The 24,957-nt window shown below is 68.6% G+C and carries 21 protein-coding genes; 12 read left to right on the top strand and 9 right to left on the bottom strand.

Annotated features, from left to right (window positions below):
• Nucleotides 1-82: 82 nt before the first annotated feature.
• The 6 genes from BM394_RS04835 to cas3 all read right to left on the bottom strand — a co-directional run bounded on the left by BM394_RS04835 (nucleotide 83) and on the right by cas3 (nucleotide 4,969).
• Nucleotides 83-322: a type II toxin-antitoxin system RelE family toxin gene (locus BM394_RS04835; protein WP_092974365.1), complete on the bottom strand. Its 240-nt coding sequence runs from the start codon at nucleotides 320-322 to the stop codon at nucleotides 83-85.
• Nucleotides 319-591 (bottom strand): hypothetical protein, encoded by a 273-nt coding sequence (locus BM394_RS04830; protein ID WP_139235133.1) that lies wholly within the window; start codon nucleotides 589-591, stop codon nucleotides 319-321. The genes BM394_RS04835 and BM394_RS04830 overlap by 4 nt, the downstream gene beginning before the upstream one ends.
• 741 nt (nucleotides 592-1,332) lie before the next feature.
• A complete protein-coding gene (locus BM394_RS04820; protein ID WP_092974360.1) occupies nucleotides 1,333-1,530 on the bottom strand; it encodes a hypothetical protein in 198 nt (65 codons plus the stop codon).
• A 136-nt stretch (nucleotides 1,531-1,666) separates the two neighbouring features.
• The gene (locus BM394_RS04815) at nucleotides 1,667-1,870 is read right to left on the bottom strand and encodes a hypothetical protein (RefSeq protein WP_092975069.1); all 204 of its coding nucleotides are present in this window, start codon (nucleotides 1,868-1,870) and stop codon (nucleotides 1,667-1,669) included.
• 375 nt (nucleotides 1,871-2,245) lie between these two features.
• Entirely contained in the window at nucleotides 2,246-2,896 is a 651-nt protein-coding gene (locus BM394_RS22975) for a hypothetical protein (protein ID WP_217643352.1), read from the bottom strand.
• A gap of 33 nt (nucleotides 2,897-2,929) precedes the next feature.
• Nucleotides 2,930-4,969 carry a CRISPR-associated helicase Cas3' gene (cas3, locus tag BM394_RS04810; RefSeq protein ID WP_217643351.1) on the bottom strand — a complete coding sequence of 680 codons (2,040 nt, stop codon included), beginning with the start codon at nucleotides 4,967-4,969 and terminating at the stop codon, nucleotides 2,930-2,932.
• 442 nt (nucleotides 4,970-5,411) lie between these two features.
• On the opposite strand from cas3, the gene BM394_RS04805 reads away from it, so the two are divergent.
• The 7 genes from BM394_RS04805 to BM394_RS04775 all read left to right on the top strand — a co-directional run bounded on the left by BM394_RS04805 (nucleotide 5,412) and on the right by BM394_RS04775 (nucleotide 13,458).
• Nucleotides 5,412-6,269: a bacteriocin fulvocin C-related protein gene (locus BM394_RS04805; RefSeq protein ID WP_139235132.1), complete on the top strand. Its 858-nt coding sequence runs from the start codon at nucleotides 5,412-5,414 to the stop codon at nucleotides 6,267-6,269.
• Nucleotides 6,270-6,598: 329 nt separating this feature from the next.
• A complete protein-coding gene (locus BM394_RS04800) occupies nucleotides 6,599-6,868 on the top strand; it encodes a metal-sensitive transcriptional regulator (protein WP_092927590.1) in 270 nt (89 codons plus the stop codon).
• Between the two features lie 178 nt (nucleotides 6,869-7,046).
• Entirely contained in the window at nucleotides 7,047-7,367 is a 321-nt protein-coding gene (locus BM394_RS04795) for a rhodanese-like domain-containing protein (protein ID WP_092974354.1), read from the top strand.
• An 8-nt stretch (nucleotides 7,368-7,375) separates the two neighbouring features.
• Complete coding sequence (locus BM394_RS04790) at nucleotides 7,376-8,797, top strand: rhodanese-like domain-containing protein (protein WP_092974351.1); 1,422 nt, start codon at nucleotides 7,376-7,378, stop codon at nucleotides 8,795-8,797.
• Between the two features lie 107 nt (nucleotides 8,798-8,904).
• Nucleotides 8,905-9,501: a rhodanese-like domain-containing protein gene (locus BM394_RS04785; protein ID WP_245779976.1), complete on the top strand. Its 597-nt coding sequence runs from the start codon at nucleotides 8,905-8,907 to the stop codon at nucleotides 9,499-9,501.
• Nucleotides 9,502-9,564: 63 nt separating this feature from the next.
• Complete coding sequence (locus BM394_RS04780) at nucleotides 9,565-10,350, top strand: sulfite exporter TauE/SafE family protein (protein WP_092975063.1); 786 nt, start codon at nucleotides 9,565-9,567, stop codon at nucleotides 10,348-10,350.
• Nucleotides 10,351-10,575: 225 nt separating this feature from the next.
• Nucleotides 10,576-13,458 (top strand): helix-turn-helix transcriptional regulator, encoded by a 2,883-nt coding sequence (locus BM394_RS04775; protein WP_092974348.1) that lies wholly within the window; start codon nucleotides 10,576-10,578, stop codon nucleotides 13,456-13,458.
• A 265-nt stretch (nucleotides 13,459-13,723) separates the two neighbouring features.
• On the opposite strand, the gene BM394_RS04770 is transcribed toward BM394_RS04775, so the two are convergent.
• Nucleotides 13,724-15,232 (bottom strand): S8 family serine peptidase, encoded by a 1,509-nt coding sequence (locus tag BM394_RS04770; protein WP_092974345.1) that lies wholly within the window; start codon nucleotides 15,230-15,232, stop codon nucleotides 13,724-13,726.
• A gap of 563 nt (nucleotides 15,233-15,795) precedes the next feature.
• Complete coding sequence (locus tag BM394_RS04765; RefSeq protein WP_092975060.1) at nucleotides 15,796-17,292, bottom strand: potassium/proton antiporter; 1,497 nt, start codon at nucleotides 17,290-17,292, stop codon at nucleotides 15,796-15,798.
• A gap of 228 nt (nucleotides 17,293-17,520) precedes the next feature.
• On the opposite strand from BM394_RS04765, the gene BM394_RS04760 reads away from it, so the two are divergent.
• Complete coding sequence (locus tag BM394_RS04760) at nucleotides 17,521-17,976, top strand: DUF4442 domain-containing protein (protein WP_092974342.1); 456 nt, start codon at nucleotides 17,521-17,523, stop codon at nucleotides 17,974-17,976.
• 54 nt (nucleotides 17,977-18,030) lie between these two features.
• Here the strand turns inward: BM394_RS04760 and BM394_RS23245 are convergent, their stop codons facing one another.
• Nucleotides 18,031-18,513 carry an NUDIX hydrolase gene (locus tag BM394_RS23245; protein WP_245779973.1) on the bottom strand — a complete coding sequence of 161 codons (483 nt, stop codon included), beginning with the start codon at nucleotides 18,511-18,513 and terminating at the stop codon, nucleotides 18,031-18,033.
• 477 nt (nucleotides 18,514-18,990) lie between these two features.
• On the opposite strand from BM394_RS23245, the gene BM394_RS04750 reads away from it, so the two are divergent.
• Genes BM394_RS04750 through BM394_RS04735 form a run of 4 tightly spaced genes read left to right on the top strand, consistent with a single transcriptional unit; the run spans nucleotide 18,991 to nucleotide 24,914 of the window.
• Complete coding sequence (locus BM394_RS04750; protein ID WP_092974336.1) at nucleotides 18,991-20,325, top strand: bifunctional glycosyltransferase family 2/GtrA family protein; 1,335 nt, start codon at nucleotides 18,991-18,993, stop codon at nucleotides 20,323-20,325.
• Nucleotides 20,322-22,643, top strand: a complete 2,322-nt coding sequence (locus tag BM394_RS23500) for an ArnT family glycosyltransferase (RefSeq protein WP_217643350.1) — start codon at nucleotides 20,322-20,324, stop codon at nucleotides 22,641-22,643. The genes BM394_RS04750 and BM394_RS23500 overlap by 4 nt, the downstream gene beginning before the upstream one ends.
• A 22-nt stretch (nucleotides 22,644-22,665) precedes the next feature.
• A complete protein-coding gene (locus BM394_RS04740; protein ID WP_092974333.1) occupies nucleotides 22,666-23,409 on the top strand; it encodes a response regulator transcription factor in 744 nt (247 codons plus the stop codon).
• Between the two features lie 8 nt (nucleotides 23,410-23,417).
• Complete coding sequence (locus tag BM394_RS04735) at nucleotides 23,418-24,914, top strand: sensor histidine kinase (RefSeq protein ID WP_245779972.1); 1,497 nt, start codon at nucleotides 23,418-23,420, stop codon at nucleotides 24,912-24,914.
• Nucleotides 24,915-24,957: the final 43 nt, after the last annotated feature.

Genomic DNA, 24,957 nt, shown 5'->3' with positions numbered 1-24,957 from the left:
CGAACCACACCGGACCTCGATGGTTCCCACCGAACATCACGCACAGTCCCACGAACGCGGTGCTGGGGCTCCTCGCGATACCTCAGAGCGCGGTGATGCGCAGCACGTCGATCAACAACATCCGTTCACCAACGGTGTACATGACCAAACCACCGTCAAAGGCAGTCTTCCACTGGTAACGACCTTTGTCATAGGTTCCCGTGTGCGGATCGACGCAGAGTTCGTTCGTACATTTTCTGATCGCGTTCTGGGTTGATCGCGGAAGATCTCTGAACGTCTGACTCGCGTGTTCGCTCCAGCGAATGAGGTATTGAGCCGTCACTGCAGTGTGAAACTTCCGTCGTCATTCTGGATGTAGAAACCAGTGTCGTCGCCGTCCTCGAACAGGCGGCGCATCATCTCCCTGTCGCGCTCGGTCGGCGGGTTCGCGGCACTGGTGGCAGTGGCCCACCACTCCGTGAACCGCTCCTCGGTGAACCCGTACTCCCGCTCCAGATCGAACTTCATGAGCTCATCCGGCTCGCCGTACAACCGCAACGCCTCCCGAACATCGTCCGCGTCACGCTCGACCGCCAGAGTCTCCGAATTCATCCAGAACACAGCACGAAGTATGCCAACACCACCAACCGCACCGCACCCCTGACCAGCCAGAAACCACCCGACCGCGCGAGTTCTTCTCCCGCAGACCTTCTGCTTGGATGAGGCGAGCACAGCGCTTGACTATCACGCCGTGTAACCGTGCCGTTCCACCTCCACGCACGTGGAGAGCACCACACCCCGAGGCACCAGACGCAGGAGATGAGCGGTTCACCTCCACGCCCGTGGAGAGCACCCTCTGCGACCTGCGACGTTACAACCGCCGCCGCACGTTTTCACACCGCCAAACCAACGAGAAACCTCCTTGCGTCACGAACCAGCTTCCTGGCAACACCGCATGAGCGAACACTACATCGAGTTACCCAGCCATCCGAAAAATCACCTTCAACGGCATCTAGCCGGAGGCTAACCAAAGCGGAATCTCGTGTGGACCACGAGACCGTCTCGTGCCAGCGTCCATGACGTGGTGGACGACACGGCTACTCGGTCGTCTTGGGGTGTCCCGTACCGGCGTGAGTGAGCCACACGGTGCGGCGCTGTTCGTCGAGGAGATACCAAACGCGTCCACCGCTGGTGACTTCGATCTGCCACGCGGGCAGTTCGCGCCCCTCGCAGGAGCCTGTTGACACAGTTCGTCCCAGCCTTTACCGGCCTCACTGGTACCGCACCGAATCTCCCACTGATCCTGCGCCGCTGGTGGGGCGACTCGCTGCTTACGTCGGGTTCCGCCACCGCTCATACGTTGTCGAGAGGTTCGGTGGCCGAGACGACCTCGTTCTCCTGCTCGGCCCGGGCAGCGGTGGTCAGCACCAGGTCCTCGTCGTCACGGCAGCGCAGCCACAGATGACGGCTACGGCTCGCATCGAGCTTGGCGAGCGTGTCCTTGGGCTGGTTGACCAGGTCGGAGAACCGAACCTCCAGAGCACGTTCCATGGTTTCAAACCAGTGCGAAACTCGAAGAGGCACGAACAGCCTCACAGACACTCACGGACGCCTCCACCCCCGCAGAGAGCGCCGCTCAGCGGGATCTCTGGGCTCTGCCACGACCTTCACGGGGCCAGCCCGGGGGCTATCCGCCGTCCGAACTCGAAGTCGATGGACGCCAGTACAACATCCCCACCGCGAAGACCACGGCGAGACACGCGAGCACCCCAATACCCCAGAAGTTGCCCTGCTCGCCCGAGTCGAACAGCGACGGTATGAGCAACATCAACGCGGAAGCCGACACGGTCATTCCGGCCAGACCGAACACGAACAGCCATTTCGCTTTCATCATCACCACCTTAGCCGAATGAGCTGATGACGACAGTGATACGCGGCTCGTCCGAGCATTCGTCGACGGCTTCCCGAATCGGTGGCGGGATCACTCAAGTCGTCGGTCCGTTCCGAGAATCCAGTCTGGTCACCGCTTGGCTATCATGCCGTGATAACCGTGACGGTCCACCTCCACGCACGTGGAGAGCACATCAGCGCGCGGATTTTCTCATCCTGGGCCCGCGGTCCACCTCCACACACGTGGAGAGCACCCTCTGCGAACTGCGACGTTACAACCCCCGCCGCACGTTTTCAAAGCGCCGTGCCAACGGGGAACCACCCGATCCGAAGACCACATCGAAGGATCGAACCCGGACGACGGGCGCGATCGAGTTCACTCCGCCACCTCCTCCAGCCCGACATCGTCGTCCAACCACAACATCCGCTCGCCGACCCGCGCCGGAGCGGCCTTCCCACGCTCGGAAACGGGGTGCTCCAGCGCCACCAGCTCCCCAAGCGGCCAGATGTCGCACCACGGCCGGGGCAACCTCGGCAGCCGATCGGGCGGCACCGACGACAACGGCCCGCGCGGCATCGGCACGGAACGCCGCATCACCGAAATCAACTCCTCGCGGGAGAGCTTCCCGTCGCTCGGCCGGGGCAACGCAGGACCTTCCGGCCCGTCCAGCCGAGGCACTCCGTCAGCCCCCACGAAGTACGGCAGCCCGCGCTCCGAATCGGCCTGGAACCGCGTGCTCGCCCTCTCCTCCGGAAGCAACCCGTCCGACAACTCGTTCAATGCCTTGAACCCGCGCGGCCGGGGTATTCCCACTCGCTTGCCCTCCGAGCGCTTGATCATCTCGTCGGCCTGCCTGCGGGTCTCCGCCTCCTCGAAATCACGGATCAGTTCGAGATCACCCTTGTCCCCGGCGGCCGGATTGCCCCGGTCCACCAACCGCTGGACGTCCTCCGGCACCAGGATGCCGCTCTCGGCGTGCTCGTCCAGCAACCGGTGCGCGCGAACCAGGCTCGCGGTGGGATACACCGCCGCCCAGGCCCCGGGCGGCCCCTTGTCGTTTCACGAGGTCAGCACCACGAGTTCCCGCGTCCCACCGCGATTCGGATCGGCCCACTCCGGCCGCAGCGGGTTCAGCGCCGGGTGCCGTTGCGACCTGCCCGCGCGTTGCAACAGCAGCTCGACCGGCGCGAGATCGGTTATCACCAGGTCGAAGTCGACGTCGAGGCTCTGCTCCACGACCTGGGTGGCGACCAGGATCGTACGCTCCCGGACTCTGCCCGCCTTCGGATCTTCCTCGGTCGGTTTGCCGAACCGCGCTGTGAGCTCCTCGGTGACGGACTCGCGGACGTGTATCGGGAACCGGGCGTGCAGCAGCCGCAGCTCCACTCCGGTGCCTTCGAGGTGCTCGCGCAGCAGCCGCCACGTGCGCTGGGCGTGCGCCACCGTGCTGCACAGCACCAGCGCGGTTCCCCGGTCCTCGACCAACGGCGTAAGAGCCCGCCGCAGCACGGGCATCCGGTCCGGCTCACCGTCGCGGATCTCGACGGCACGGGAGGACACCGCCAACCTCCGACGCTGCTCGTCGGGAAACGGCACCGGACGCGGAACAACCGGCTCACCGTGTCCGATGTAGACCCAACCGGGATAGGGGACCGTGATCCGCTCCTCGGTTCCCGCTCTGTCGCCGCGGTAGGCGGCGGCGAGTTGGGTGGCCAGCGGCGCGGGCAGCGTGGCCGAGAGCAGCACCACGGGCACGTTCCAGTAGCCGAGCCAGCGCAGCAGCACGTACAGCAGGGTCCGCATGTACTCGTCGAAGGCGTGCACCTCGTCGATCACCACGGTCCTGCCGGTCAGCGCGAACATGCGCAGCGCGTTGTGCCTGGTGGGAAGCACCGAGAGCAGCGCCTGGTCGATCGTGCCCACTCCGGCGCCGGCCAGCAGCCCGCGCTTGGCGCCCAGCAGCCATTCCGCGCAGTGCACCAGGGTCGAGTCCGCACCGCTTACCGAGGCACGGCTCATCTCCTCGCGCAGCATCTCCTCCACCGGGCTCAGCCACGCCATGCCGTGCAGCATCGCCTGCGAGTTGGGCTCGCTCCCTCTCGTGGTCACGTATCGGGCGATGCGCTTGAACATGTGCTCGGTGGTGGCCATCGTCGGCAGCGCGAAAAACAGGCCGGAGGTGCCCGTGACCTCGGACATGCGGCGTGCCGCGTGCAGCGCCGTCTCCGTCTTGCCGAAACCGGTGGGTGCGGAGATCATGAGCAGCCCGCCGGGGCCGAGCGAGCTCGGCAGCCGCTCGGCGATGTCGCGTTGCAGCTCGTTGGCGGGGAACTCGGGGAATTCCTCGGCGAAGGAACCCGAACGCAGTCGCAGCGGTGCGAGTCCCGCCTCGGCCACCACGGCGGGCGCCTCGGCAAGCGAGCCGTGGAAGAACGAGCCCAGCGACGACACGTCGCCCCGTTCCGGGACGTCCGGCAACCGTTTCAGCACGTACGGAATCCGGCTCGCCAGCCAGTCGGCGAGTATCACCAGTCCGGTGACCACGTTCGCGGCGGCCGTGTCGAAACTACTGGGCACGGGCGGTTCGAGTACCGCCCGCCAGACGCGCAGCGTGTCGGCGCGCTGCCGTGCCCATTCCTCCTCGCCGAGCCCCAGGGCGCGAGCCTTCACCTGGGAATGACACTCCCGGTTGAGCTCGGTGAACCGACCGTGGTGGCCGCCGAGCAGCTGTGCCGCCCACTTGGCGAACCTCTTGGGATAATCGAGTTCGATCAGCAACGGGCACAGCGCGTGCTGCGTGGCCTCGTCGTGGGGAGCGGTCACGTCGTCCGAGTCGTAGCCCGAAGGGATCTCCACCTGGGACTGGAAGGAGGGCGTGATCTTGCCGATGTCGTGGGCGGCGGCCCAGAACTCCAGCAGTCGGCGGGCCTCGTCCTCGGACAGTTCGAGGAGTTCGGCTATCCGCGCCCGCAGGCCGGGCGAGACGTATTCCCGCCACAGGCAGCGCAGCATCGCCGCCGCGTCGAGCCCGTGGCACGCCACCGGGTAGCGGGCGCCGCCCAGGCCGCGTTCCTTGCCCCAGAACCGTAAGTCGGCCACTGGTGGCACGTGATCCGGCACATTCACCTCCGAGTTCTCGCACTTCGTGCCGGGACGAACACGGCAAGCCTACTGCGCACCACCGACGACACGGCGGCTCCCGGCGAGAACCGGGAAACCGGATGTGAGACACCGTCGCGCGGAGTCGGGGAGGGTTCGAAAATTCCTGAGAAATCGTCACTTGTCGCGCGGTCGGTTATCGGCTACCACTATTGAATGATTTCCGAGCGATCCCCTACTGCTTCCGACCGGATCACAATAATATCTCCAACCGAAAGGCAACAGGCACTCACCCGAATGTCGGAAACCACCCCAGGGAGGCACGGAATTGAGTGGCGAACAGCAGCGTTGGATACTGGCTTTCGACGGATCCTGTGCGACATGTCAAGAAATCTCCGACACAATAGCACGAGCGTGTGACGGAAAGCTCGAGGTGCTGCCGTTGGGCCACCCGCAAGTGCGGCAGTGGCGCGACGAGAAGTTCGGCGAGCACCCTCCGAACGTCCCCACCCTGCTGCGGATCGAGCGGACCGAAACGCGAGCCTGGACCGGCCCGGCGATGACACCGCCGCTGCTGCGCAGACTGGGCTTTCGCTCCACCACACGTGTGCTGCGCTCGCTCGGCGTGCTGCGCAGGCAGGCGAACGGTCATCCACTGGAATCCACCGAGTCCAGCACCCTGGGCCGGGCGGGCTTCCTGCGCCTCGGCGGCGGCGCGGCGCTGGCGACCGGGATCGTGCTCTTCGGCAAGACCTCCGCACTGGCCGAACAGCGCTGTGCGGCAGCGCAGCGCTGGGCCGAGACCAACGCGAACAACCTCCCCGCGCGGTACGACGAACTCATCGGCTACCCGATGCCCTACCGGCGCGCGATCTACGCGAAATCCTCACCCGAGCGAAAGGCGCGGTTCTGGAGCGATCACCTCAAGCGTTACCGTGTCGAGAATCCCGATCTTTCCACGGAACAACGGCAGGCACTGGACGAGGCCGAGGCAATCGCCGCCAATCCGGTGAATTTCACCCCGGAAAACACTCCGACACGTGCGGCGGAGAACGTCGACCGGAAAATGCGGGAAGCGTTCGGAAAAGACGAGGCAGGACGCGTGATCGCCACACTCGGGCCGACGGAACGCCGCGCCACCGAATCCGCACCACCCGCCTGCGAATGCACCAACAAGAGCGAGTACTGCCCCGATCGACACTACTGTCAGTACAAGTCCCAGAACTGCTCGTTCGTCGACAGGAGCTGCGGCTCGTTCTGGCAGTACGTGTGTAACGGTCTCTGCGAGTACGGCGGCTGAACCGCCGCACCCCACGAGAGTGCCGCGGCCCACTGCACCACCCCGGCACCGAGGAGCACCTCACCGAGCAGGCGCCGCTAACACGCCGTCACCAACCCGTGCCCCGGATCGGCCCGCAGCCCGGCCGCCGGGGCACGAACTCGTGTCCGAGCGCACCCGCACCTGCTCACGCGGCCGACAGCCCGGCCCACTCCCAGCCGGGTGCGCCGCGTCACTCCCCACCTCCCTGACAATCGGATACCCCTGGGGGTACATTCGGGAACCGAGTCAGGGAGTCACGAGTCAGGAAATCGCGAACCGGGAAGTCGCGCCCGGGGAGGTGTTCGATAGTGGAGATGAAGCCGGAACGCGTGGGCGACGCCCTCACCCGCCTGCGCCGCGCACAGGGCCAGCTCGCCGGAGTTATCGAGTCGATCGAGGAGGGCGAGGACTGCGCTCAGGTGCTCACTCAGCTCGCCGCCGTGTCCCGCGCCCTGGACCGGGCGGGTTTCAAGATCGTCTCCAGCGGCATGCGGCACTGCCAGACCGCCCGCGAGGAGGGCGAGGAACCACCCATGACCGAGGAGGAGCTGGAACGGCTGTTCCTCGCGCTGGCGTGAGCGAGCGGTGTCCGCGCGGGTAGCGGGTCGACGCGCGCGGCGACGCGACCGCCGTGATCTCGGAGTCGCCGACAGCGGAGCCCGCCGGTAGTCGGCCCGCAGAACCCCGGACTCCGGAATCACAGCACCGGAGGACTCGTTTAATCGTTGTATACCCCCCGGGGTATTAGGAGTGAGCATGCCGGAAGAGTCGATCGAAGTGACCGTCGAGGACCTGGCTACCGCCCGTGACGCGGGTGCGGAAGTCCTCGACGTGCGCTCTCCTGAGGAGTACGCACAGGGACACGTCCCCGGAGCGCGCAACGTCCCGCTGGAACAGCTGCTGCGGACACCCGGTGAGTTCCCGGACGGCGTACGGGTGGTCTGCCAGTCGGGTGGCCGCAGCCTGCGGGCCGCCCGAGCCCTCCGCGAAGCGGGGGTCGACGCGGTTTCGGTTTCCGGTGGCACAGCCGCGTGGATCGAATCCGGCCGGGACACCGAAGGAGGTGCGGCGCGATGACACGAACCATGACAGACAGGACACAACCGCCGGAACAACGACTGTCGGAGACACCGCACGTCGAGGTGATCGCCACCTCTTCCCTGGGGGACCGCAGCTACCTGGCGACCGACGGCGAGACGGCGGTGGTGGTGGATCCGCAGCGCGATGTGGACCGGGTCCTGGCGCTGGCGGGCCGTCTCGACGTGCGGATCGGGCTCGTGCTGGAGACGCACATCCACAACGACTACGTGTCCGGCGGGCTGGAGCTGGCCCGGCTCACCGGGGCCGAGTACGGGGTGGCGGCGGCCGACGAGGCGCCGTTCGACCACCGCCCGCTGCACGACGGGGAGGTCGTGGCGGTCTCCGGGAACCTGCGGGTGCGGGCACTGGCCACCCCCGGGCACACCTTCCACCACCTGTCCTACCTGCTGGAGAACGACTCCGGCACGTTCGGCGCCTTCACCGGTGGTTCGCTGCTGTTCGGCACCACCGGCCGCACCGACCTGCTCGGTGAGCAGCACAGCGAACAGCTCGCCCGGTACCAGCACGCCTCGGCGCGGAAGCTGGCCGACGTGCTGCCGGAAGGGGCGCGGATATGGCCCACGCACGGCTTCGGCAGCTTCTGCTCGGCCACCCAGGCGTCGGGCGACTCCAGCACCATCGAACAGGAGCGGGAGTTCAACCCCGCGCTGACGCTGTCCGAGGGTGAGTTCCTCGAGACCATCCTCTCCGGGCTGGACGCCTACCCCGCCTACTACGCGCACATGGGGGTGCGGAACATCGCCGGTCCCGAACCGCTGGACCTGCGCCGTCCCACCGAGGCGAGCCCGGACGAGTTGGCTCGGCGGCTGGATCACGGCGAGTGGGTGGTGGACCTGCGCTCGCGGAAGGCATACGTCCGCTCGCACCTGGCGGGCACGGTCGGGCTGGGGCTGGACGGGCCGATGGTGACCTGGCTGGGCTGGATGATCGACTGGGGTTCCCCGATCACGCTGCTGGGCGAGTCGCCCGAGCAGGTCGCGGAGGCACAGCGCGAGCTGGCCCGCATCGGCATCGACAAGTTCGCGGCGGCGGCGAGCGGCCAGCCCGCCGAGCTGGCCGCCGATCCGGCGCGGCTGCGCGAGACCACCACGGCGAGCTTCGCCGACCTCGCTGCCACGCGCTCCGGCGAGCACAACGGGATGCCGCCCGCGGACGTGGTGCTGGACGTGCGGACCAACAACGAGTTCCGCGACTCCCACGTCACCGGCGCGGTGCACATCCCGCTGTACGAACTGCCGAAGCGGGTGGGTGAGGTTCCCGAGGGCACGGTGTGGGTGCACTGCGGCAGCGGTTATCGCGCCACCGCGGCGGCCTCGCTGCTGGAATCGGACGGCCGCGCGGCGGTGCTGGTCGACGACAGGTTCGACGCGGCAGGGGACGCGGGGCTCGAACTCACCTCCTCCTGACGACCGACGAAGTCTCCGCCCTCTTCCTCCGGAACGGAGCGGAGGGCACCGTGCGGGGACCGGTGACGGAGCTCCGCCGGAGAACACGACCAACGGAAGGGAACCAATTGTCGAGCGAAACCCCCGAACTCCTGCACACGGCACAGCTGCGGGAGAACCTGCGAACCCAACCCCGAACCAGGCTGATCGACGTCCGCTCCCCCGGCGAGTTCGACTCGGTCAACATCCCGGGCTCGCACAACGTTCCGATCGAGCTGTTACGCGAGCGGCGAGCCGAACTCGACAGTGGGCACGACGACCCGGTGGTGCTGGTGTGCGCCTCGGGTGCTCGTGCCGAGCAGGCCAGAACACTGCTGGAACAGGCGGGAGTGGACGGCTGCCACGTGCTGCGGGGCGGAATCGAGGAATGGCAGCGGGAAGGTGGCGAGGTCAACCGGGGCAACGGGGTCTGGCCGATGGAGCGGCAGGTCCGACTGGTCGCGGGATCGTTGGTGCTGACCGGCGTGTTGGGCAGTCTCGCCTACCGGCCGCTGAAGTGGCTGGCGGGGTTCGTGGGCGCGGGGCTGACGTTCGCCGCGATCAGTGACACCTGCGCGATGGCTCGACTGCTGGGCATGCTGCCGCACAACCGGAGGAGCGCGCTGGATCCGGACACCGCGCTGTCCGCCGTCACGGCCGCCGAGCCGGGCGCGCCGCATGCGTGAGTGCCGGTACGACATCGCGAGGAACGATCGCGCGCCCGGGCACACGACGTGGCGGGAACCGGAATGATCGCGGCGATCGCGTTCGGAGTGATCATCGGGCTGGCGATGGGGCTGCTCGGCGCCGGTGGTTCGATCCTGGCGGTTCCGGCGTTGGTCTACGGCGTCGGCCTGCCGCTGCGAATCGCCATACCGGCATCGCTGTTGATCGTGGCGATCTCGGCGATCGGCGGGCTGCTGCCCCGGGCTCGGCGCGAGAAGGTGCTCTGGCCGGTGGCACTGGTGTTCGGCGCGGCCGGGGTTCCTGCCGCGTTCGGGGGTGCCGCGCTCGGCGGGTTGCTTCCGGACCGCTGGCTGCTGGTGTCGTTCGCGGTGCTCATGGTGGTGGTCGCGGTTCGGATGCTCACGGGAGGGGAAGCCGCGAGCGGCTCCTGCCGTACCGACACCGGTGGCGTCGAGTGGCGCAGCTGCCTGCCGAAATCGCTACTCAGCGGTGCGGGTGTCGGAGTGTTGACCGGACTGTTCGGAGTGGGCGGCGGTTTCGTGGTGGTTCCGGCCCTGACCCTGCTGCTGGGACTGGCCGCGCAGCGGGCCGTGGCCACCTCGCTGCTGGTGGTGCTGATCAACTCGGTGGCCGGGTTGGCCGCGCACTCCGGTGTCATCGACGAGATCGAGTACCCGGTGGTGCTGGCGTTCGCGATCACCGCGCTGCTGGTCTCGGCACTGGCCGCGCGGCTGACCGCGCGACTGCGGGCGGAGACGATCCGGCACTGGTTCGGCTACGTGGTGCTGGTGATCGCCATCGGTGTGGGAGTGGCGGCGTTGACCAACCCGGCCGCACTGGGCGGTTGATGCCGAAGGTGATCCGGGGAGCACGAGGAGTTCCCCGCCTCCGGATCGCGGCGTGACCACTGTGTGCGACACACGGTTTTCCGATTCTCGCCAACCGGAAACCTCGGCAAAACCGGGAACGAAGATCACTCTTAAGGCCGTCGTTTTTCACTCTTTAGAGGGATACGCTTCCCGTTACTTCACTTGATCCGACCCCGACGCCACTCGCACGCGGAAGGGGTTCGCATGCTCAGTAGTACTCGTCCGTCCGAATCGTTCGCCGTGTCGAGCCGAGTCCCACCGGTACTGGTGGGCCGTGAAGAAGAGCTCGACACCGTTACGGAGCTGGTGCTCTCCCCTCCTGCCGTGCTGCTGCTGGAGGGGGAAGCGGGCGTGGGCAAAACACGCCTGATCCGCGAATCACTGGAGCGCCCCGAGATCGAGCGCACCATCCTGACCGGGGCCTGCCAGCCACTCCAGGACCCCTTCCCCTACGGTCCGGTGATCGACGCGCTGCGCACCCTCGATCCGTTCCCCGACCCCGCACACCTCAATCCCGTCACCGGCGCGCTGCGCAGACTGCTTCCCGAACTGGGCGAGTTCCTGCCCCCGACCCCGGAGCTCCTCGGTGACACCGCGGCGGAACGACACCAGTTGTTCCGCGGCGTGCACGCGCTGCTCGAAGCGAGCACTCCGGCGATCCTCGTGGTCGAGGACCTGCACTGGGCCGATGAGGGAACCAGGGAACTGCTGCGTTTCCTGATCACCGATCCGCCCGGCGAGCTGGCCCTCGTGCTGAGCTACCGCCGCGAGGAACTGGCCGGTGGCGTCCCACTGGGGACGGCGTACCGACATCCGCGGCGGGCGTGCAGCGCGGTGATGACGCTGCGTCCGCTGAACATCGAGCAGGTGGGCACCCTGGCCGCGCACCTGCTCGGAACCGAGTCCGTCGAAGCGGGATTCGCGCGGGAGCTGCACGAGCGGACGGCCGGACTCCCGTTCGTCGTGGCCGAGACGCTGCCGACGCTGCGCGCGCAGCGCGAGCGAAGACCCTACTCGGCCGGAGAGCTGAAAACGCTCGAACAGCTCGACGTGCCGGTGCTGCTGCGTGACGCGATGGCCGAGCGGTTGGGCGCACTCCCCGAGCCCGTGACGCGCCTGGTGCACGCGGCGGCGGTACTGGGAATTCCGGCCGAGGCAGGGCTGCTGGGACGGATCGCGGGCGTGCCCGACGCGGCGCACCGGATCGCGTGGGCGCTGCGCGCCAACGTGCTGCACGAGGACGGCAACCTCCGTTACGGATTCCGACACTGCCTGGCACGCCAGGCCGTGCAAGACACGCTCACCGGCCCGGAACGCCGCGAACTGCACGAGCGCGCCCTGCGGCTGCTGTCCGAACAGGAACGACCGCCGCTGATCCGGCTCGCCGAACACAGCATGGGCTGCGGCAGGGTCGCGGACTGGCTGCACTACGGAACGGCAGCGGCCGACCGCGCGATCGAGACGGGCGACATCGCCACCGCCACGGAGCTGCTGTGCTCGCTGCTCGAGGAACCCTCGCTGTCGACGGACGACGTGGATCGGCTCGCGGTGCGCTTCGGGCAGGCCGCGCTCGACGGGTTGGGGCAACACCCGGTCCCGGCCGCGTTGCGGCGAGTGCTGTCCGACCAGCGGCTCTCCGCGACCGCGCGGGGCGAGGTGCGTCTCAGCCTGGGGCTGTTGTTGCTGCGGCAGAGCGACCGCCCGGCGACGGCGCGGAGTGAGCTGGAGCTCGCCGTGGCGGAACTGCGGGAGCTGCCGGAACGGGCCGCGGTGGGCATGGCGGCGCTGGCGCAGGCACACGTGGGAACCACGCCGTACGAGCGGTGTTCGGAATGGACCGATCGGGCGGAGATCGTGCTCGACGAGACCGACAGCACGGCGGTGCGCTCGGAGTTGCTCGCCAACGTGCTGCCCAGCCGGATGTTCGGCGGGGGCTGCTCGGCGGCGTGGCGGCACTTCGAACGGCTGCCCCCCGCGGGCGGGGCGGGTCCGGAGCGGCATCACATCGCGCGGATCCACGGCAACGTCGCCGACGCCTACACGTGGTTGGGGGAGTACTCGGCGGCCCGCGAACACCTGACCGAGGCGTTGGGGCTGGCTCGCGCGGCGGGCGGCAGCCCCTACCTGGACAGCACGCTGCGCAGCACCGATATCCGGCTGCGCCGGATGACCGGCGCATGGGAGGAGCTGGTCGGGAACGCGGAGCGGCTGCTGCGGGACCACGGACAACTGCGGCCGGTGGCGGTGGAGCTCGCGCTGGTGCTGGGAATGGACGCCGTGACGCGGGGAGACTGGGAGGCCGCCGAACGGTGGCTCACCGCGACCGGAGTGGACACCCCGGACGACTCCTTCACTCCGGTGGTGATCGCGGCGGGGGCGACCAGGGTGCGGCTGCGGCTGCTGCGCGGGGACCCGCCGGGGGCGGTGAACGCGGCGGATCACGCGGTAAGGGTGGTACGGCGCAAGGGAATCTGGATCTGGGCGAACGAGCTGCTGCCCAACGCCGTGGCTGCCTACGCGCGACTCGACAGGGGCACCGAGGCAGAACAGCTGATCGACGAGTTCACCGCGGCGACCGCGAACCGGCGGAGCCCGCTGATCGCTCCGGCCACGGCGGCGGCACGGGCGTTCCACTGCGAGAGCGCGGGACGGTTCGCCGGGGCGGCCGAGTGGTGGGAAACGGCCCGGGCGGGCTATGCGGCGCTGCCGCAGCCGTACAGTGCCGCCCTCGCACGGGAGCGCGTCGTTGCCCACCAACTCCGGTCCGGGGACGACTCCGCCGCGACGCGAATGTCCGAAGTGATCGATTCGTTCGAACGTCTGGGGGCGAGCAGGGACGCCGCACGCTGCAGGCAGCTGCTGCGCGACAGCGGGGTTCCACCGCCGTCGTCGCGACGGGGACGCAGGGGGTACGGTGCCGAGCTCTCGCCCCGGGAGCGTGACGTGGCGAGACTGGTGGGGCTGGGCAACACGAACCGGGAGATAGCCGCGCTGCTGTTCCTGTCGCCGCGAACCGTGGAGCAGCACGTGGCGAAGGTGATTCGGAAGCTGGGAGTAACCTCCCGCACCGAAGTCCGGACCGAGTAACTGTGAGTTCTCCTGAGCAGGCTGCTTCGGGACTCGGATAGCGGAACCTCTCGCGGGCTCTCGCTGTGGCTCCCCCGACATCGAGTAGGTACGCCGCCCAGGGGCCTCAATTTCGCGAGAAATCGACGGCGGCGCTGCATCCCAGACCGGGTCGAGCCCGGGAGTGAGGCCGGATCTCACGACGATCCCTACCGCACACACGGGGGACCTCCCGCCCTGGGAGCGGCGGGAGGTCCCCTTCGGTCGTGCCCGACAGGGCCGGTGCTCAGGCGAAGCAGTACACCGTACCGAAGTCGTAGCAATCGATCTGGTGCGTGGCCGAGCCGGTGGCACCCTCGTTGTCGGTGACGGTCAGCGTGGCGGTGAACTGGCCGCCGCCGTAGCTGTGGCCGACGGTGCTTCCGGTCGCGGTGGCACCGTCACCGAACTGCCAGGAGTAACCCACCACGGAACCGTCCGAGTCACTGGAGCCGGTGGCGTCGAAGTCACAACCGGCCGTGGAGCAGTTCACGGTGAACGAAGCGGTGGGAGCGCTGTTCTCCGGCGGCTGCGGGTCGCCGCCGTCGCTCTCACCCACGTAGAGCAGCTTGTTGGGCGAACCGGCGCCGATACCGGAGATCTTGCCGGTGCTGGCGTTGTTCACCATGCTGTCGCGGACCTCCGCCGGAGACGCGGAGGGGCTGTCGGCGAGCAGCAGCGCGGCGGCACCGACGACGTGCGGGGTGGCCATGGAGGTACCGCTGATCGTGTTGGTGTCGGTGTCGCTGCCGATCCAGGCGGAGGTGATATCGCTGCCGGGCGCGTAGATGTCCAGGCAGTCACCGTAGTTGGAGTAGCTGGCCTCGGCGTCCTGGCTGTTGGTGGCACCGACCGTGATGGCCTCCTCGACCCTGGCGGGCGAGTAGTCGCAGGCGTCGGCCGAGGAATTCCCGGCGGCGATACCGTAGGTGACCCCAGCGGCGATGGAACTGCTCACCGCGTCGTCCACAGCGCTGCTGGCGGAACCGCCCAGGCTCATGTTGGCGACGGCGGGGCCGTCGGCGTTCTGGGTGACCCAGTCGATGCCGTCGATGACACCCGCGTAGGACCCGCTGCCCTGGCAGTCGAGCACGCGCACGCCGACCAGGTCGACGTTCTTGGCGACACCGTACTCGGCACCACCGACGGTGCCCGCCACGTGCGTGCCGTGCCCGTTACAGTCGTTGGCCACGGAGTCACCGTCGACGAAGTCGTAACCGCTCGAGGCACGGCCCCCGAAGGTCTCGTGGCTGGTCCTGATACCGGTGTCGATCACGTAGGCCGTGACTCCCTCACCACCGTTGGGATAGGTGTAGGAGTCGTCCAGCGGCAGATCGCGCTGGTCGAGCCGGTCGAGGCCGTACGAGGGCGGGTTGTCCTGCGTGCCGAGCGCGTGCACGCGGCGGTTCTGCTCGACGTACTTGACGCTGGGGTCCGCCGCCAGCCGTTCGGCCGCCGTCTCGTTCATCGAGGCGGAGTAGCCGCGCAACGCGGTTTCGTAGGTCCGCTGGATCTCACCGCCGTAACGTTGACTGAGATCGGTGGCCGTCGCGCTCACGCCGCCGGGCCCGGTGGCCGCGGCGTCCTCGAAGACGACGATGTACTCGCCTGCCACGGCCGCCTCGGCATCGGCGTTCCTGATCTCGCCCGTCGCGGCCTGGGCGGGCAGTGCCGTGGCCAGACCGAAGGATGTCGCCACGGCGGCACCTAGGCACAGGCCTGCGAACCTGCGCCGCCCCGTTCTCGGGTGCTGCATCGTTCCTCCTGCTGATCGCGCCGCTGTCGAGCGGCGGGAACGGTTTCCGTCCACCGCGCACGCCCTGGGTCTTCGGCACCCGACTCCGGTGAAGTGGCGGTGAACAGTGCCCAGAACGATCGGCCCACGACCGCCGAGGAACAATCCGTGGAACCGTAGGTACGGGTACTTAGGGAACGGAATTCGCCGTTCCCGGAATTCACTGACGGCCGGGCCTCAACGGTGGTAACCAACCCTCGTGCCCACCGCATTCGCGACGGGAGTCGGAGAACTCCGGAGAATAGCGCGGAGATCCGCATCGAACCGGCGCGGAAACACGATCCACTCCGGACACCGGGGACTTTAATACTGTTGTCACAACACGAAACCCTTACTCAGCGGTAGGAACGAATCGATTCACAGCGTCGGCCTTCCCGCCGCACGCATCACGGAGATTTCGCGGTGCGCACGGAGTTGACAGTTTTCCCAACGACCAGGAAAACCGGGAAATACGGTACCGAAAAACCCGAGGAAAGCTTGTGGGGCACGCCCGATGCTCACCCGAAGGTGTAAAGCATTCGCTGCTAGGCGAGTTCACCGTACTCACCGAACCAGTAGGCCAACCGCCCCCGGCGTCCCACGGCACGGAGCCTGCGCTCGGTCGCCGCGCGCTTGGCGCTGGTGGTCACGATCAGCAGCTGGTCACCGATCTCGATCCTGCTCTCGGGATGCGGCACGAACACGGAGCCGCGGCGGATCAGCAGGGCGATCACGCTCGGTTCGGGCAGCTGCAGCTCCATGACCGTGACGTAGTGCAGCCGCGAACCCTCCGGGACGGAGACGGTCAGCAGCTCCGCGTCGAGCACGTCGAGCGGTGCCGACTCGACCCGCACCTCACGGGCCCCTTCCGGGGTGATGATCCCCAGCAGTCGCGCCACCGGACGCAGGCTCGGCCCCTGCACGAGGGTGAAGACGACGACCAGCACGAAAACGATGTCGACCAGTCGATCACTGCCCCGCACCCCGGCGACCACCGGGAAGGTGGCCAGCACGATGGGAACGGCTCCGCGCAACCCCGCCCAGGACAGGAAGGCGTGCTCGCGCCAGGGAACCCGGAACGGCAACAGCGAGCCCGCCACCGCGAACGGACGCGCCACCAGCAGCAGCACGGATCCGATCACGAGCGCGGACAGCACCTCGTGGTAGAGCTCGCTGGGATCGACCAGCAGCCCCAGCAACACGAACAGTCCGATCTGAGCCAACCAACCGAGCCCCTCGGCGAACGAGCGAGTCGCCGAGCGGTGCGGCAGTCCGGTGTTGGCCAGCACCACGCCCGCGAGATAGGCGGCGATGAATCCACTCGCCTGCGCCACTCCCGCCGCGGCGAACGCCAGCGCCCCCAGGCCGAATGTGGCCAGCGGATACAGCCCCGAGGCGGGCAGCGCTATCCGCGGCAGCACGAGAGCCCCGATACTCCCGAGCAGCAGCCCGAACAGCGCGCCGGCCCCGAGTTGGTAGAGCAACGAGCCCACCACGTGCCACGGCCCCATCAGCAACGGGGTGGAGCTGAGCAGCATGACGAGGATCACCGTCGGCGCGTCGTTGAAACCGGACTCGGCCTCGAGCAGCCCGGCGGCGCGCCTGGGGATCGGCAGTACGCGCAGCACCGAGAACACCGCCGCCGCGTCGGTGGAGGACACGATGGCGCCGAGCAGCAGCGCCAGCTGCCAGTCGAGCCCCAGCAGCAGGTTCGCCGCCAGCGCCGTGACTCCCGCACTGATTCCGACGCCGAGCGTGGCCAGCACACCGGCAGGGGCGAGCACTCTGGACACGTCGGACCACTTGGTGGTCAGCCCGCCCTCTACCAGGATGACGGCCAACGCGGCGGTGCCGAGGTTCTGGGCGAACTGCGGATCGTCGAGCTGGATGCCCAGCCCGTCCTCCCCCAGAAGCATTCCCAGCACCAGGAACAGCAACAGGCTGGGCAGCCCGATCCGGGCGGCGAACCTGGTGGCGATGATGCTTGCCAGCAGCACCACACCGCCCGCGAAAAGGGCCAGGTAGAGCTCCTGCAGGCTCATCTCGTCCCCGATTCTCGGTCGGATGCCGACGTTGGCGGTGGCGAGCACCGGCACGCGCGTCGTCACGCAACGGTGGGTGGGCCATCCAGTACACCAAGATCACCGGAAACGCGCGGCAGCGGCGCGACCACCGTGGTGCGGCGGGAGCCCGTGCCACCGGCACCGCGGCGGGTGGCGCCGCAAACCGGTACTACCCAAGAAAGCTACCGTACAGTAACATCACGCGGTATGACCTCCGAGTTCGACTGGGTAGCCGACGCGATGAACAAGACCGTGCCCTGGGTTTCCACCGCGGGGATCGAGTTCTCCGAGCTGGAGCGGCAGCGAGTCGTGTGCTCGTTGCGCGATGTCGCGGAACAGCGGAACCACGTGGGCGGCCCGCACGCCGCCGTGATGTTCGGGCTGGCCGAGACCGCCTCGGGCGCGGTGACACTCGCCGCGTTCACCCCGCTGCTGGACCGCGCCACGCCACTCGTGACCCGCTCCGAGATCGCCTACCGCAAGCTGGCGCTCGGCGACCTGACCGCCGAAGCGGTACTGGGCCGTGAGATCGACGAGGTGCGCGCCGAACTCGACGGCGGGACCCGGCCCGAGTTCCCGGTGCACTGCACCATCCGGGACGACGAGCACAACACGACCGGCGAGATGACGGTGTACTGGACGCTGCGGCCGAACGACTCCTGAGTTCGAGGCCGTCCCAGCAGCGACGGCCAGCGCCCCGAAGCTCTCGACAGCCGGTCAGTCCCACTCACCCGGATCGGCTTCGAGCAGGTCAGAGAGCCGTTCGAGGAACACTCGCTGGGCGGGCAGGATCCGGCGACTCGCCCGATCCATGTCGAACCAGGCTACGCGGTCGAGCTCCGGGAACTCCCGGATCCGACCCGACCCCTTCGGCCACTCCATCGTGAAGGTGCCGGGCACCATCGAACGCGGATCGATCTCGCCCGGCACCGCCCAGACCGTGACGACCTTGCCACCCGACTGCCGCGCGCTGCCCAGCGACTCGAAACGCCCGGCGGGCGGATCCATCCCCAGCTCCTCGCGGAACTCCCGCCTGGCTGCCTTCCAGGCCGACTCCTCGGGGGTGTACTCGCCCTTGGGCACCGACCAGGCCCCCTGGTCGCGGTTTTCCCAGATGGGTCCGCCCATGTGACCGAGCAGCACCTCGGCACCACTCTCGCGTCTCCGGAAGACCAGTATCCCGGCGCTGGTTCTGACCACGACGTCAAATTCCCACGAAATCGCCGCGCCAGTGGGGCGGCACGGTCCGGGCTCCGTCGATTTCTCGCGAAATCGCCGGGCCGCCCCGACACGGAGCCGAGCCCCGAACACCCCCGCAGGCCGCACTCCAACCACCACCGCAGGGCGAACTCCGGCCACCCCGCGGGGCGAACTCCGGCCACCCCCGCAGCCGGCACCGCCGCGGGTTCTCCCGTGCGGCTCTCGCGAGGACGCCGGAGACGTTGTGTAGTACCTACCCGATGTCTCCGGCCCCGCAGCGAGAGCCGTGCGAGAGGTTCCGCCAAGTAACCACCTACGCGAGCCGCACCGTCGAAGCATCGCCAGGGACTCTCGGCGAATTCCCAGTCGCGACCCCGCCCACACCCAGTCGAACGGACCAGAGTCGGTACCGGGCCCACGGATGTTCCCCCATCCGTTCAGACACAGAGCCGAATCGACCTTCGCGTTAGAGGAGCCATGACCGCGAGTCCGACGAGCCCCGAGCGCTGCGGGGCGACGTTCCAGTTTCCCTACGAGGAGCCGGTCGGGACGACCGAACGAGCCTCCCCGGAAACCACCTCCCCGCCGCTGGGCCCGAGCACGGTGGACATCGTCATCCCGGTCCACAACGAGGAGCGCGCTCTGCGCGGCTGTGTGACGACGCTGCACGAACGGCTGCGAAACGACTTCCCGTTTCCCTGGCGCATCACGATCGTGGACAACGCGAGCACCGACAGCACCCCCGAGCTGGCCGAACAGCTCTCGGAGGAGATGAGGGGGGTCGACTGCCTGCGGCTCGATCGCAAGGGGCGCGGGCTCGCGCTTCGCACGGCCTGGGGAAACACCGACGCCGACATCGCGGTCTACATGGACGTGGACCTGTCCACCGGGTTGGACGGCCTGCTGCCGCTGGTCGCGCCGCTGGCCAGCGGTCACTCCGACATGGCCATCGGCAGCAGGCTCGCCCCCGCGGCCCGCACGGTCCGGGGACCCCGGCGCGAGCTGATCTCGCGCTGCTACAACAAGCTGATCAGGCTCACGCACGGCAGTCGCTTCAGCGACGCCCAGTGCGGTTTCAAGGCCGTCCGCACCCCGGCGCTGCGCCCGCTGCTGCACGCCGCCAACGACAACGAGTGGTTCTTCGACACCGAACTGCTGCTGTTGGCCGAGTACAACGGCCTGCGGATCCACGAGGTTCCGGTCGACTGGGTCGAGGACACCGACAGCAGGGTGAAGGTGTTCAACACCGCCGTGGACGATCTGCGCGGGCTCTGGCGGATCGCCCACCGCAAACGCACCGGTGCCGCCCGGGTCGCCGTCCCCGCACGCGGTCCGGTCACCTCCGAGCACCCCGACGCGGTGCTGGCGCCGGAGTCCAAGCGCTCCCGGTTGTCCGGACAGCTCGGTTACTTCGCGCTGATCGGGGTGTTCTGCACCATCGGCCAGGCGGTGCTGTACTGGCTGCTGCGCCAGTGGTGGCCCGCCGTGGCGGCCAACTTCGTCTCACTGCTGGTGCTGACGATCCTGAACACGGAGGCGAACCGGAGGTTGTCCTTCCGGGACTCCAAGACCGGTTTGGGCCGGGCCCACATCGGCGCGGGCGGGCTGTTCCTGCTCGGCTACCTGGTGACCTCGGCGGCCGTACTGCTCTACGACTCGGCGGCGGGCGACGCCTCCCCCGCCGCGGAATCCGTGGTGCTGGCATGCGCTTCCGTACTGGTCACCGCCATTCGTTTCCTGCTGCTGCGGACAACGGTGTTCCGCCGCGACGACTCCAGCTCACCACGGCGGGAAAGTGGTGAGACGAATTGAGTACCGAACCAACGGAGGACGACGACCACATGGGTTCCACGCGGATATCGGGAACCATCACCGATGCGACCGGGGGAGGTGAACCCGGAGTAGGTGACTCCGGGGTGGGTGAACAGCGCCCCACCGGCCACCGCGCCGCGAGCGGCCCACTGTGGTCGAAGATAGCGCTGGCGGCGATCCTGGTGCTCGCGGCCGGACTGTACGGCTGGGCGATCGGCTCGCTGGGCTGGGGAAACACTTACTACTCGGCCGCGGTGAAGTCGATGGGCGAGAGCTGGGTGAACTTCCTGTTCGGGTCGTTCGACCCGGCAGGAGTCGTCACCGTCGACAAACCACCCGCCGCGCTGTGGCCCCAGGTGATCAGCAGCAAGATCTTCGGCACGCAGGGCTGGGCGCTCATCCTGCCGCAGGTGGTCGAGGGCGTGCTCACCGTGCTGTTGCTGCACCGCACGGTACGGCGCTGGGCCGGTGAGAGCGCGGCGCTGATCGCCGCCCTGGTGCTGACGCTGACCCCCATCACGGTGGCGATCAACCGGGACAACAACCCGGACCCGCTGCTGATGCTGTTCCTGGTGGCTGCCGCCTACGCGCTGACCCGCGCGTCGCGGGCCACCCGCGGTAGGAACGCCACGCTCTGGCTGTGCGGATCGGCGGCACTGATCGGCTGCGGCTTCCTCACGAAGATGCTGGCCGCCTGGATGGTCGTGCCCGCTTTCGCCGCGGTCTGGCTGATCGGCTCCCGGTTCGGCTGGGGAACGAAGCTGGCGCAGTTGGGGGCGGCGGCGGTGTCGCTGCTCGTGTCGTCGCTGTGGTGGGTGGCGATGGTCGATCTCTGGCCGGGCGACCACCCCTACATCGGTGGCAGTGAGGACGGCTCGGCGTGGAGCCTGGTCATCGGCTACAACGGCCTCGGCCGCGTGTTCGGCGGCGAAGGCCCCGGCGGCGGAGGTACCGGCGGTCCGGGTGGCGGCGCCACTGGGTCCGGTAACGGTTCCGACAGTGGCTCGGCGAGCGGTTCGAACGGTCTTCCCGGCGGCACGGGTGAGCTCACCGGTGGCGGCGGTTTCCCGGGCGGAGGCGGCGGCCAGGGCGGTGGCCCCGGTGGTGGTTTCGCGGGGAACGCCGGACCGCTGCGGCTTTTCAACGACCAGCTGGCCGGCCAGATCAGTTGGCTGCTGCCGCTGTGCCTGATCGCGCTGCTGCTGGCCATCACGGTCGGCGTGCTGCGGCGCGGCGGTGATCGAACCGTGGGACAACCACTGGCCGCGGACGGCTGGGCACTCTGGGGACTGTGGCTGCTGATCTGCGGGGCGGTCTTCTCGTTCCAGCAGGGCACGATCCATCCCTACTACACGACACAGCTCGCGCCCGCGGTCGCCGCGCTGTGCGGCGGTCTGGTGGTGCTGCTGGTGCGCGCCCATCGTGCTGGGTCCCGCTGGGTACCCGCCGCGGGCATGCTCGGTGTGGTGGCGACCGTCTGCTGGGCGGCAGTGATCATCCGACGCACTCCCGACTGGATGGGCTGGCTGGCCTGGGCGGTGCTCGGTGTCGGGACGCTGGCCGTCGTGCTGCTGGCCGTAGGCTGGAAGTGGTCGCGGCTGTTGCCGCTGGCCGCGGCGTGCTCGATGGTCGCCGTACTCTTGGCGCCGGGTGCCTGGGCGATCAGCGAACCGGCCGGAGGATCCACCGGCATGGGAGGAACCAACCCGACGGCCGGGCCGTCGAGCACGGGCGGTTTCGGCGGTGGCGGTCCCGGAGGTGGTCGGGGCGGCAACGGCTCCGGTGGTTTCCCGGCAGGTGGCGGACCGGGAGGCGGCCGGGGTGGCACCTCGCTGAGCGACCGGCAACAGGCGATCCTGGACTACGCGATCCAGCATTCGGGATCGGCTCGCATCAAGCTGGCGATCAGCGGCGGCTCCATGTCGGCCTCGTCATATATCCTGCACAGTGACGCCACGGTCATCGGAATGGGCGGTTTCACCGGCAGTGACAACGCTCCCTCGGTGTCACAGTTGGCGGAGTGGACCGACAACGGCGAACTGCGGTACGTCCTCGGTTCGGGCGGTGGTCCCGGTGGCGGCGGCCGGGGCGGCGGTCCCGGTGGTGGTGGCGGCTACTCCCAACAGCGGAGCGAGTGGATCGAGCGGAACTGCTCCGAGGTGGATTCCTCCGAATATCTGAGTGACAGTCAGAGCGAGACCGACAACCGGAGTCAGACCGGCAATCAGAGCAGCGACGACGGTGACGCGTCCGGATCCGGTTCCGGCGGATCGAGTTCGGGCACGGGGCAGTCGTCGACGCTGTACGAGTGTGAGTGAAAGACCGAGCGGGAAGAACAGCATGGGCGAATCCGACGCGGCCGTCGAACGGCGGATCCTGGTCGTCGAGGACGAGTCGAGCATCCGCATCCTGTTGGAATCGACGCTGCGGCTCGCCGGCTACACCGTCGGTGTCGCCGAGACCGGGCAGCAGGCGCTCGTGGAAGCGCAACGTTTCCGCCCCGACCTGGTGGTGCTCGACGTGATGCTGCCCGATCTGGACGGGTTCGCGGTGACCCGCGGGCTGCGGGCCGCCGGGTTGGAGACGCCCGTGCTGTTCCTCACCGCACGCACCGAGGTCGACGACCGCATCGAGGGGTTGTCGGCCGGTGGCGACGACTACGTCACCAAACCGTTCAGCCTGGACGAGGTGTTGCTGCGCATCCGGGCGATCCTCCGGCGCACCGGCCACGAGGAGGGCAGCACTGGTGCGGCGGACTCCGACACCCTGCGCTACGCCGATCTGGAACTGGACCAGGCGGCGCACGAGGTTCACCGGGCGGGCGAGTACATCCAGCTCTCGCCCACCGAGTTCAACCTGCTGTCATATCTGATGACGAACGCGACGCGGGTGGTCAGCAAGACCCAGATCCTCGATCAGGTGTGGAACTACGACTTCGCCGGTGACGGCAGGATCGTGGAGACCTACGTGCGGTACCTGCGGCGCAAGATCGACCGGTTCGAGCCGCCGCTGATACACACCGTGCGCGGCGTCGGCTACTGCCTCCGGCTACCGCGGGAACACACCGGGACGGCGCCGTCGTGACGGGTGGGGTGACTGTTCCGGACTGGCTGCGTGCCCGCTCGTTGCGGCGCAGACTGCTGATCGGCGCGACCCTGCTCGCCACGCTCGCCGTGCTGGCCTCGCAGGTGATCGGCGTGGTCGTGCTGCGCTCCTGGCTGCTGGGCAGGGTGGACGAACAGCTGGAGGATTTCCGGCCGCCCCGGCCGGAGGCGATAGGTGGCCCGATACCGGGGGAACCGGACGACGGACAGCGGCGGCTGCCCTCCGATTTCCGGGTGTACTTCTACACCCCGAGCGGCGAGTTGCGTAAGTCGCTGGGCAGCGGACCCGAGAACGGCCCGGAACTGCGGACGGGGCAGGCCGGGAGCTTCTCCGAGTACCGGGAACCGACCACCGTGCCCGCCAGATCCGGCGGTGGCAGCTGGCGAGTACTGCGGCAGGACGTCCCCGGGGAGGGCTCGGCGGTGGTCGCGCTACCGCTGGACACGCTGCAAGGGGCCGTGTCGAAACTGCTCTGGCTGAACTCGGCACTGCTGCTGGCCACCGTGGTGGGGCTGATCGCGGTCGGCCGGTGGGTGGTGCGCCTCGGGCTGCTGCCGTTGACCAGGATGGAACGTACGGCGGGCGCGATAGCCGAGGGGAACCTGGACCTGCGCCTGCGCGAGACCGATCCGCACACCGAGATCGGCAGGCTCGGCCGGGTGCTCAACACCATGATCGAACGACTGCGGGCCGCACTGCGGGAACGCGAGTCCTCCGAGGCCAGGCTGCGGCGGTTCGTCGCCGACGCGGGACACGAGCTGCGCACACCGCTCACCTCGATGCGCGGTTTCGCCGAGCTGGTGCTCAAGCACGAGAGCCTGCCCGCGGAGCAGCGGCACGAGGCGCACCGGATGATCGAGCAGAACGCCGAACGCATGAGCCTGCTGGTGGAAGACCTGCTGCTGCTGGCCAAGCTGGACCAGGAGCCGGTCTACGACCGGGAGGAGGTCGACCTGCTCTCGGTGACCGCCGACGCGATCAGCGGGACCGCGCACCGGGAGTCATCCTCGCGGGTACGGCTGGACCCGCTGCGCCCGGACGCCACGGAACTGGAGTCCGTGCGGGTGATCGGGGACTCCCACCGGCTGCGTCAGGTGGTGGGCAATCTGGTCTCGAACGCGCTGTCGCACACCCCGCCGGACACCGATATCCGGGTTCGGGTGGGCACGGCCCCGGCAGGCAGCGCGAGCGGCGGGCTCAACGGCCCCGCGCGGTGGGCGTCCGGCCCGGAGCTGGTGGCGGGCACGCCGACCGCGATCGTGGAGGTCACCGACTCGGGGCCGGGACTGACCCCCGAACAGGCGGGTCAGGTGTTCGACCGGTTCTACCGGGCCGACGCGGCCCGCACCCGGGAACACGGCGGCAGCGGCCTGGGGCTCGCGATAGCCGCGGCCATAGCGGGAAGCCACGGTGGCCGGATCGAGCTGGACACCCGCGCCGGGCGAGGAGCAACCTTCCGGCTCGTGCTGCCCGAAGCGGAGTGAAGGCTCGATCCGACCCCGAGCGGCGCCACCGCGGGAATCCGCT

This window comes from Actinopolyspora lacussalsi subsp. righensis (genome assembly GCF_900116555.1).
GTDB classification, from domain to species: Bacteria; Actinomycetota; Actinomycetes; order Mycobacteriales; family Pseudonocardiaceae; genus Actinopolyspora; species Actinopolyspora lacussalsi.
Note: the sequence above shows the minus strand (reverse complement) of the source record. Positions and strands in the feature narration are given on the sequence as shown.